General features: G+C 66.4%; 7 protein-coding genes. All 7 read left to right on the forward strand.

Translation table 11 applies throughout. The features are described from left to right. Positions 1–36 precede the first annotated feature (36 nt). Positions 37–1,176, forward strand: coding sequence for a GuaB3 family IMP dehydrogenase-related protein (locus RTN46_RS08130; protein ID WP_312180444.1), 1,140 nt, complete (start codon positions 37–39; stop codon positions 1,174–1,176). A gap of 49 nt (positions 1,177–1,225) precedes the next feature. Beyond that, a complete protein-coding gene (locus tag RTN46_RS08135) occupies positions 1,226–2,950 on the forward strand; it encodes a glycerol-3-phosphate dehydrogenase/oxidase (protein ID WP_312180446.1) in 1,725 nt (574 codons plus the stop codon). Positions 2,951–2,967: 17 nt separating this feature from the next. Continuing rightward, entirely contained in the window at positions 2,968–3,459 is a 492-nt protein-coding gene (locus tag RTN46_RS08140; RefSeq protein ID WP_312180448.1) for a PTS sugar transporter subunit IIA, read from the forward strand. A gap of 55 nt (positions 3,460–3,514) precedes the next feature. Further along, positions 3,515–4,339: an SURF1 family protein gene (locus tag RTN46_RS08145; RefSeq protein WP_312180450.1), complete on the forward strand. Its 825-nt coding sequence runs from the start codon at positions 3,515–3,517 to the stop codon at positions 4,337–4,339. Beyond that, positions 4,336–4,758 carry a DUF3817 domain-containing protein gene (locus RTN46_RS08150; protein ID WP_312180452.1) on the forward strand — a complete coding sequence of 141 codons (423 nt, stop codon included), beginning with the start codon at positions 4,336–4,338 and terminating at the stop codon, positions 4,756–4,758. Before RTN46_RS08145 ends, RTN46_RS08150 begins: the two co-directional genes overlap by 4 nt. Positions 4,759–4,840: 82 nt before the next feature. Further along, positions 4,841–6,430, forward strand: a complete 1,590-nt coding sequence (gene guaA, locus RTN46_RS08155) for a glutamine-hydrolyzing GMP synthase (protein WP_312180453.1) — start codon at positions 4,841–4,843, stop codon at positions 6,428–6,430. Between the two features lie 87 nt (positions 6,431–6,517). Continuing rightward, positions 6,518–10,495 carry a DUF4011 domain-containing protein gene (locus RTN46_RS08160; RefSeq protein ID WP_312180455.1) on the forward strand — a complete coding sequence of 1,326 codons (3,978 nt, stop codon included), beginning with the start codon at positions 6,518–6,520 and terminating at the stop codon, positions 10,493–10,495. The last annotated feature ends 157 nt before the right edge of the window (positions 10,496–10,652 follow it).

Here is a 10,652-nt window from a genome sequence, read left to right on the forward strand (position 1 = left end):
CCCGCTTCTTTTTTTGGTCTGGGATAACCTAGAGCAGTGACTAACGAGATAGAGATTGGCCGTGGCAAGCGTGGGCGCAGAGCCTACTCCCTGGACGATGTAGCGATTGTGCCGTCCCGGCGCACCCGTGACCCCCAGGATGTTTCGGTCAACTGGCAGATTGACGCGTACCAGTTCGAGATGCCGGTGATCGGCGCTCCGATGGACTCCGTGATGTCCCCGGCGACCGCCATCGCGCTCGGCCGGCTCGGCGGACTCGGCGTCCTGAACCTGGAAGGGCTGTGGACCCGCTACGAGGATCCGCAGCCGGTGCTGGACGAAATCGCCGTCCTAAGCCAGGAGAACTTCAATCCCGCCGCCACCTCCCGGCTGCAGGAAATCTACGCCGCACCCATCCGTGCCGAACTCATCACCTCCCGGCTGGCCGAAGTCCGCGAGGCCGGCGTCACGGTCGCGGGTTCCCTGACACCGCAGCGCACCCAGGAGTTCTACAAGACCGTCCTGGCCGCCGGCGTCGACATCTTCGTGATCCGCGGCACCACGGTCTCCGCAGAGCACGTCTCCAAGAACGTCGAGCCGCTGAATCTCAAGCAGTTCATTTACGAACTCGACGTTCCCGTCATCGTCGGCGGTGCTGCCGGCTACACCCCGGCCCTGCACCTGATGCGCACCGGCGCCGCGGGTGTCCTGGTCGGCTTCGGCGGGGGAGCCACGACGACCACCCGCCGTGCCCTGGGCATCCACGCACCCATGGCCACCGCAATCTCGGATATCGCCGAAGCACGCCGGGACTACATGGACGAGTCCGGCGGCCGGTACGTCCACGTGATCGCCGACGGCGGCATGGGCACCAGCGGCGACATCATCAAGGCCATCGCCATGGGCGCCGACGCCGTCATGCTCGGATCCGCGCTGGCCCGCGCCGAAGAAGCCCCCGGACGCGGCTGGCACTGGGGGCAGGAAGCCCACCACAGTGAACTGCCGCGTGGTGACAGGGTCCACCTGGACACGGTTGGCCCGCTCCAGGAAGTGCTCTGGGGCCCCTCCCATCACACCAACGGAACCTCGAATCTGATGGGTGCACTAAGGCGGGCAATGGCCACAACCGGCTACTCTGATCTAAAGGCTTTCCAACGCATCGATGTGCTGGTGGCGCCCTACCTGTACAACAGCTGAGTACAACTCCCCGGCACACCGGGGCACGCTTCAGAGAGGAATCTTGACCATGGCTACAGATGCACTAAGTCCGGAATACCGCGAAGCCGCCCTGGATAAACTGCGTGCCACCGCCGAACCCGGCGGCCAGCTGGACATCCTCATTGTCGGCGGCGGCGTGGTGGGTGCCGGGGCTGCCCTGGACGCGGTGACCCGCGGCCTGAAGGTCGGCATGGTGGAAGCCCGGGACTGGGCCTCGGGAACCTCTTCCCGGTCCTCGAAGCTGATCCACGGCGGCCTGCGCTACCTGGAAATGCTCGACTTTGCGCTGGTGCAGGAAGCCCTGAAGGAGCGCGGACTGCTGATCCAGCGGATCGCCCCGCACCTGGTGAAGCCGGTGCCCTTCCTGTACCCGCTGACCAAGCGGTTTGTTGAGCGGCCCTACGTCGGCGCCGGCATCATGCTCTACGACACGATGGGCCTGACCTCGGGCAATTCCCGCGGTGTGCCCATGCACAAGCACCTCACCCGGCGCTCAACCCTGCGTGCTGCACCCAGCCTCAAGGACGACGCCATGGTTGGCTCCATCCGCTACTACGACGCGCAGGTCGACGACGCGCGGTATGTGGCGAACATGGTCCGTACCGCCGTGCACTACGGGGCCTCCGCCGCCAACCGGGTCGCCGTCGTCGACTTCCTCCGCGAAGGCGAGCGTGTTGTTGGTGCCCGGGTCCGGGACCAGGAAACCGGTGATGAGTTCGATGTCTTCGCCCAGCAGGTCGTCAACGCCACCGGTGTGTGGACGGATGAAACCCAGGCCATGGTCACGGACCGCGGCCAGCTGAAGGTCCGTGCCTCCAAGGGCATCCACCTGGTGGTGCCGCGGGACCGGTTCCAGTCCACGGTGGGCCTGATCCTCCGCACCGAAAAGTCGGTGCTGTTCGTGATTCCGTGGGGACGGCACTGGATCATCGGAACCACAGACACCGACTGGAACCTGGATAAGGCACACCCCGCAGCGACCTCCGCTGACATCGACTACATCCTTGAGCACGTCAACCGCGTGCTAAAGCGGCCGCTGACCCGCGAGGACGTCGAAGGCGTCTACGCTGGCCTGCGTCCCCTGCTGGCGGGGGAGAATGACTCCACGGCGAAGCTCTCCCGGGAACACGTCGTCGCGCATCCCGTTCCCGGGCTGGTGGTGGTGGCCGGCGGCAAGTGGACCACCTACCGCGTGATGGCCAAAGACGCGGTGGACGAAGCCGCACGCGCCCTCGATGAGAAGGTTCCCGAGAGCTGCACCCAGACCATCCCGTTGCTGGGCGCCGTCGGCTACAAGGCCGCCTGGAACAAGCGCCACCGCACCGCGGACGAATACGGCGTCCACGTTGTTCGGGTTGAGCACCTGCTCAACCGCTACGGGGCGCTGGCAAACGAGGTGCTGGACCTGATCGCCGCCGATCCGACGCTGGGTGAGCCCCTGCCCGGTGCGGATGACTACCTGCGCGCCGAGGTCGTTTACGCCACGACGCATGAAGGTGCCCGGCACGTCGAAGACGTCCTGGCCCGCCGCACACGGATCTCAATCGAGTTCTGGGACCGCGGGGTAGCCGCGGCTCCGGTCGCAGCAGAGCTGATGGCTCCGGTACTCGGCTGGGATGAGAAGCGCACCGAAGAGGAAGTCAGGCACTACCTGGCCCGGGTCGAGGCCGAGCGCCTCAGCCAGGAACAGCCGGACGATATTTCCGCTGATGCCGCCCGCCTGGCAGTCCAGGACATTGCGCCCCCGCGCTGAGCGACGACCACGCGCGCATGAGTGAACTGAGCCTGAACCCGTACGCCACCGTCCTGACGGAGCCGGAGATGGTTGTCCTGGATATGGAGGCATCCGACCGGACGGACGCCGCCACCCAGCTCGCCGAGCGAATGTTCGCGCAGGGCCGGATCACGGACCTGCAGGGTTTCCTGAAGGACGTCACGGCTAGGGAACACCAGATGGCGACAGGGCTTCCCGGAGGAATCGGGTTGCCGCACGCCCGAAGTGAGTACGCGGTGAAGACCTCGATTGCCGTCGGTATCTGCAAATACGGGCACAGAATCGATTTCGGTGCCTTGGACGGGCCGGCCAGCGTTGTGCTGCTCATCGCAACGCCGGCCGCCTCCTACTCGGAGCATCTGGAGGTCCTGGCCACCCTGGCCCGGTCACTGTTCCGGCCGGCTTTCCGTGAATCCCTGCGCCGGGCCAACGACGCCGAGGTCATTGCAGAACTCATAAATTCATCGCTGGTGTTCTTTGACCACTGAGTGCCCGCGGACCGGGCATTGGGTTTTCTACACGACTACGAAGTACCGTTAAGCTGTGCTTAAGACTGCCCTGCAACCGCGATGGATCGCTGGCCTGATCCTTGCTCTGGCCATCTCTACCGTGTTCGTGCTGCTCAGCGAGTGGCAGTTTTCCTCCGCCGAGAACGAAGGGGCTCCGGGAACGGAGACCACGGAGGAGGTGCGGCCGCTCACGGAGGTCTTCACCCCCGGCGTTCCGCTGTACGCCACCGAGGCAGACCAGATAGTCACCTTCACCGGCTCCTTCGAGGCCGCAGACCAGGTGCTGGTGCAGAACCGCCTGCAGGACGGTGCCGACGGCTACTGGGTCGTCACCGCCTTCGCAGTGGACGGGGCACCAGCTGGCGCGCTGATGCCGGTGGTCCGCGGCTGGACCGATGACCCGTCGAAGGCAGGCTCAGCCCCGGAAGGCGAAGTGACTATCACCGGGCGGCTCCTGCCCGCGGAGGCACCCGTCGCCGGACCCGTACCCGAGGACACCGTGGCGGCGCTCTCCACTGCCGAGCTCGGCAACATCTGGGACAAACCCCTGTACTCCGCCTTCGTCACGGCGCACGATACGCAGACAGCAGCCGGGGAAGGCGCCGGCAGCGGCCTCGAAACCGTCGTCACGGCGCCGCAGCCGCAGGAAAAGACCGTCAACTGGCTGAACATCTTCTACGCAGTGGAGTGGTTCGTTTTTGCCGGGTTCGCGGTGTTCCTCTGGTGGCGCCTGCTCGCGGACTCCTATCAGCGCAGCCTCGAGGACGATGACGACGACTATGACTATGAAGACGATGATGATGACGTGGCCGGCGGAGAGCAGCCGTCCGGACCAACTAGCAGTGAGGTAAAGAAGTGAGCGATCCCGCAGTCACGAAGCAGCCCAGGCCCCGAAAGAAGAAGCGCAGGTTCGGAGGCACCCACGCCCAAATCCGTTCCGCCCTGACCTTCTACAAGGTCTCCGCCTGGGTGACCGGCATCTTCCTGCTGCTGCTTGTGGCGGAAATGGTCATGAAGTACATGCTGGACATTCCGCCGGTAATGCTCGGCGGGCTGAACCTCTACACCGCGGTGCTGATCGCCCACGGCTGGCTGTATGTGGTCTACCTGTTCGCCGACTTCCGGATCTGGCAGCTGATGCGCTGGCCGTTCAGTAAGTTCATCGTTATCGCCCTCGGCGGCGTTGTGCCGTTCCTCTCCTTTATCGTGGAAGGCCGGACCCACAAGCAGGTCCTCGCCGAGCTCGCGGCCCATCCCGAAGCGGCCAAGCGCTACTAGTCCCTGCAGGCACCGGCCGCTCCTCGCGGCCGGTGCCGGCTGCGATGTGCGGTGGCGGTGCTGTGGCGACTATCCTTGAAAAGTGACTAATCCCGCGACTGCTCCCATTGAAGAGCGCCCCGTCCTGGTTGTGGACTACGGCGCCCAGTACGCCCAGCTGATTGCCCGGCGCGTGCGCGAAGCCGATGTCTACTCCGAGGTGGTGCCACACACCTACAGCACCGAAGCGCTGCTGGCCAAGAACCCGGCAGCCATCATCCTTTCCGGCGGACCCTCCAGCGTGTACGCCGAAGGTGCCCCTAACGTCGACCCCGCACTCTTCGAAGCCGGCGTGCCGGTTTTCGGTATCTGCTACGGCTTCCAGGCGATGGCCGCCGCCCTCGGCGGCAAGGTCGCCGAGACCGGGATGCGCGAGTACGGGTCCACCGACGCAGTGACCAGCGGCAGCGCCCGTTCCATCCTCGAAGGCACCCCTGACCACCAGAACACCTGGATGAGCCACGGTGACAGTGTGCAAGAGGCACCTGAGGGATTCGACGTCCTGGCCAGCACGGCCGGCGCACCGGTCGCTGCCTTTGCCAACGAGGAGAAGAAGCTCTACGGCGTGCAGTGGCACCCCGAGGTCAAGCACTCCGCCCATGGCCAGCAGGTCCTGGAGAACTTCCTCTTCAAGGGCGCCGGACTGGAACGCAGCTGGACCACCGGCAACATCGTTGAAGAGCAGGTCGAACGGATCCGCGAACAGATCGGGTCCTCCCGGGTCATCTGCGGCCTTTCGGGCGGCGTAGACTCCGCCGTGGCGGCAGCGCTTGTCCAGCGTGCCGTCGGTGACCAGCTCACCTGCGTTTTCGTGGACCACGGGCTGCTCCGCGAAGGTGAAGCCGAGCAGGTGGAGCGCGACTTCGTCGCCGCCACCGGCGTCAATCTCTACGTCGCCAACGAACAGGAACGCTTCCTGACCGCCCTGGCCGGTGTCACCGATCCGGAAACGAAGCGCAAGATCATCGGCCGCGAGTTCATCCGCGCCTTCGAAGAAGCCGAGCGCGCCATCATGGCCGAGGCCAAGGCTGCCGGAGAACCGATCCGTTTCCTGGTCCAGGGCACCCTGTACCCCGATGTCGTCGAATCCGGCGGCGGCGAAGGCGCAGCCAACATCAAGAGCCACCACAATGTTGGCGGCCTGCCCGAGGACATGCAGTTCGAACTGGTTGAGCCGCTGCGCCTGCTCTTCAAGGACGAGGTCCGTGCCGTGGGCCGCGAGCTCGGCCTGCCCGCCGAAATCGTTGGCCGCCAGCCGTTCCCCGGCCCCGGACTCGGCATCCGCATCATCGGTGAGGTCAACCAGGAACGCCTGGACCTGCTGCGCCGAGCCGACGCCATCGCCCGTGCCGAGCTCACCGCAGCCGGCCTGGATGACGAGGTCTGGCAGATGCCGGTTGTGCTGCTGGCAGATGTCCGCAGCGTTGGTGTCCAGGGCGACGGCCGCACCTACGGCCATCCCATCGTCCTGCGTCCGGTTTCCAGTGAAGACGCCATGACGGCGGATTGGTCACGGCTGCCGTATGACCTCCTGGCCCGGATCTCCAACCGGATCACCAACGAGGTGGACGGCGTCAACCGGGTCGTGCTCGACGTCACGAGCAAGCCCCCGGGCACCATCGAGTGGGAGTAGCATCGTAAACGCGGGGGACGGCTGAACAAGCCGTCCCCCGCGTTGCTATCCGGAGCTATCCGGGCAAGAGGCGATAGCTTGGAAGGTATGCCAGTTTGGTCAAGATCGTCGCGCGGAAGTGCAGGAAAGAGGACATCAGTGTCTGAGCAGAATCCCGGCGACAGTGCCTCGGACTTCCTGCTGCCGTGGCTGGCCCGGCTTGGCCAGCATGCGGGGTCGGACACGCTGCTGCATTTCACGGTCTCGGCGGAGAACAGCATCGACCTGACCCATGCGCATCCCTCCGGTCTGGCCCAGCTCCTCGCGGGCCGGCGCACCCGGATGTCCACGCTGCTGCGCGATGCCGACCACTACCGCACCGCGAAGCGGGCAGCACGGGCGCTGCGCGCAAAGATCTACGAACTGGGCTCGGACCGTGGGCTCGACGTCGGCTATCTCGCCGCCGGCACGGCATCCTGGCGCTACGCCTCCGACGAAGCCGTGCGGCCGGAATCCCTGACGGCTCCCGTCCTGCTGACACCGGTATCGCTCACCGTCCACCCCTCCCAGGACGATTACGAACTGCAGCTGACCGGCAAGGCCGAACTGAACCCGGCCCTCCTCCGGCACCTGCAGGTCCAGCAGAACCTGGACGTCGACGCCGATGCGCTGGCGCGGCTTGCCTACGGCACCGCCCGGTTTGACCCCCACCCCGTCCTGGACCGGCTGCGGGCCCTGACCGAGGGAGTCCGCGGCATGAACATCGAGCACCGGCTGCTCGTCTCAACCTTCGCCGATCTTCCGGATCTCGCCGAGGACACGGCACTGGATCCCAACCACCCCATCCTGCGGGCCCTGATGGAGGCCGCGCTGGGCGGCCAGCCGCAGCCGGCCACACCAGGAGAGCCCGGGCTTCCTCCGCTCGATGAGCGGGCACCCGCTGACGAGCTGCTGGTGCTCGACGCCGACCACGAGCAGCAGGATGTGCTGGATCTGATCGGTGCGGGCGAATCCCTGGTTGTGTCCTCACCTCCGGGCACCGGACAGACCCAGACCGCAATCAACGCGGCCGCAGCACTGGTCAACGCCGGCAAATCCGTATTGGTGGTGGCCGAACGCCGCGGCACGCTGAACGAATTCGTCTCCGGCGTGGATGCCCTGAACCTCGGGTCCCTGGTCCTGCAGGTGAACGCCGGAATGAGCGAGGAGCAGCTGCGAGACCGCCTGGTCCGGGCTATCGTCCGCAACGAAAAAGCCACCGAACCCAATCTGGGCAACCTTCACAAGGTCCTGGCAGAAAGCCGGCACCAGCTGAGGGACCACGTTAAGTCCCTGCACAACGTCCGCCAGCGCTGGGGCTGCTCTCCCTACCAGGCAATGCAGTCACTGGCCGAGCTCACGTCCATGAATCCGGCCCCGGCCACCACCGTGCGGCTCAAGCGCAGCGTGCTGGACAGCATCACCGACCGCACCGAGCTTACGGGGCGCCTGCGCCGGGCCGCCGAACTCGGCAGTTTTTCACGCGCCGCGGTTTCGAGCCCCTGGTTCGGTGCCAAACTGCTCAACCGCAAGGAAACGGAAGACGCCCACAAGCTCACCGAAGAGCTGGCCGAGGCGCTGCCGCAGCTGCGCGTGCGGGTCCAGGAAGTCGCTGAGCATTCACAGATCAGCCTGGGGGAGACGTTCGCCCAGTGGGGCGAGCAGCTGGAGCTGCTGGTTGCGGTGCGCGAAAGCCTGGACAAGTTCACTCCGGACATCTTCGACCGGCCGGTGACAGACCTCATTTCGGCGACAGCCTCGTCATCATGGCGCCGGGAGCACGGCGTCGACATGAGTTCCATGACCCGTTCCCGGCTGCGCCGGGTCGCTAAGGAATACATCCGCCCCGGCGTCCACATTTCCGACCTTCACACTTCATTGGTCCAGGTGCAGCAGCAGCGTGTGACCTGGTCCCGTTATGCCACCACACAGCGCCACCCCTCCGTGCCGACCGGGCTCGCGGACCTCAACCGCACCTACCTGGCCGTCAAGGAACAGCTGGACACCCTGACCGGAATCCTGGCCCGTACCGCGGGGGAGCCGGAACTCGCGGGGCAGTCGCTTGACGTCCTCGAGAAGCGACTCCGGGCCCTTGCCGGGGACAAGGAAACGCTGGAGACACTGCCCGAGCGGACGCTGCTCCTGGACGAGATGCGCGGCCATGGCCTGGGCGAGCTGCTCGATGACCTTGAAGCCCGGGAGGTCACGCCCCGGCAGGTGGGCTACGAGCTGGAGCTGGCCTGGTGGCAGTCTGCGCTCGAGGCCATGATCAGCGGTGATGACTACCTGGCCATGTCCGACGGCGACAGCCTGCGCCGGCTGGAAGCGGAATACCGGCTGGCCGATAACGCGCACATCGCCTCTGGCTCTTCCCGGCTTCGCTGGGCCCTCGCAAAGCGTTGGCGTGAGGGAATCAAGTCCAACTCACGTGAGGCCGGACAGCTCAAGGAAACGATCACGTCGGGTCCGCTGACCGTTGAGTCGCTCAGCGCCCAGTCCGCTGACCTTGTCTCCTCGCTCCTGCCCATCTGGGCCGCCAGCCCGCTGCTGCTGCCCATGCTGCTGCCGGGCACCCGGCGCTTCGACGCGCTTATCATCCTGGACGCGGAAGCCATCAGCCTGCAGGCCGCAGTGCCCGCGATCGCCCGTTCCGGCCAGGTCATCGCCTTCGGCGACGGACGCCTGGGCGGTCCGCGCCCGTTCAGCATCGATGTGCAGGATCAGCCGGCCGGCAACGGCGAAGACCTGCCCAGCGCCTACGAGTCACTCGCTCACATCCTGCCCAGCCGTGCCCTGTCCACCGTGTACCGGGGGACAGACAAGCATCTGCTCAACCAGCTCAGCGAGGAATTCTACGAGGGACGGCTGGAATGGGTGCCCCGCGGCGACGAGATTGCCACGGGTGAGCGTCCCCTGACAGTGGAGTACCTGGCAGATGGCACGGGTATGCCCAGCGCGGACCACCAAGGCGTCGAGAGCGTTGCCGCGGAGGTCAACCGGGTGGTTGACCTCGTGTTCGAGCATGTCCGGCGCCGGCCCAGCCAATCCCTGGCCGTGATCACCGCGAGCTCCCGGCACGCTGTCCGCGTCGCCGAAGCGATTCGGGTCCAGATGGCCAACTTCCCCTGGGCAGCAGATTTCTTTGCTCCCGGCACGGAATCCTTCCGGGTGGTCCCTGCTGACCGGGCAGCCGGACTGGTCCGGGACGCTGTGATCTTCTCCCTGGGCTTCGGCCGGACCCCGCATGGCCGTGCGCTGCACAACTTTGGGCTGCTTTCCGAGCCGGAGGGCCGCGGCCGGTTCGTCAACGCAATGACCCGTGCCCGGCAGAGGCTGCATGTCCTCACCTGTTTCCAGCCCTCCGACTTGGATGAATCCCGTCTCGGGCACGGTGCCCTGGACTTCTACCGCTTGCTGGTGCGGGAGCTCTCCGGCGCGCCGGCAGCGGCTGCCGCCACACGGCCGGCCGGCGGCTCGATCATGTCCGACGACCCGCTGGTCGCGGACCTCGTCGGGCGGCTCCGCTCGCGCGGGGCCCAGGTCTGGGACCACTACGACGGCGCAATCGATATTGTCGCCACGGTCGAGCGTCAGGGGGAATCGGATTCTGCCGTCCCGATGGCCATCGAGTCTGACGGCACGGCACGCTACCGAAGCATGAGTGTCCGGGAGCGCAGCCGGCTCCGCCCGCAGCTGCTGGAACGCCTCGGCTGGAGGTACATGCCGCTGTGGACCATCGAGGTCTTCACTGACCCTTCGGCCTGTGCAGACCTCGTTGGGCGCTACTTGGGCCTCAGCGCGCCGGCCCAGGCGGAACCCATCCGCGACACCCGCCCGGTCCAGGACCGCAGCATGGTCAATCCCCACGGGAGCACCCGCATCCGCCAGCGCTCGGAGCCAAACGCCGCGGAGCCGTCGAATCCCGTGGAAGGACTGATCCCCGCGGACGGGCCCAACCCGGCCATCCGAGCGGCCGTGGCAGCGGCTGCCGCATCGCTCGGCGGAAAAGACAGAGGTAATGACGCAGGAAAAGAACCAGCCAGCTAAGAACGCCGGCAGCGATTGCCGCCCGGAGGAGGCAACGGCCCCGGGGGCAGCACCTAATGCGGCCGCGGGGCCCGCGCCGACTCGGGGCGCTGCTGCGGGTACAGCAGCTGAGGCTGCTTCGACGCCGGCCAGACGGCGCTCCCGGCGCAGCACTGCG

Source organism: Arthrobacter sp. (genome assembly GCF_031988865.1).
Classification (GTDB): Bacteria; Actinomycetota; Actinomycetes; order Actinomycetales; family Micrococcaceae; genus Arthrobacter_B.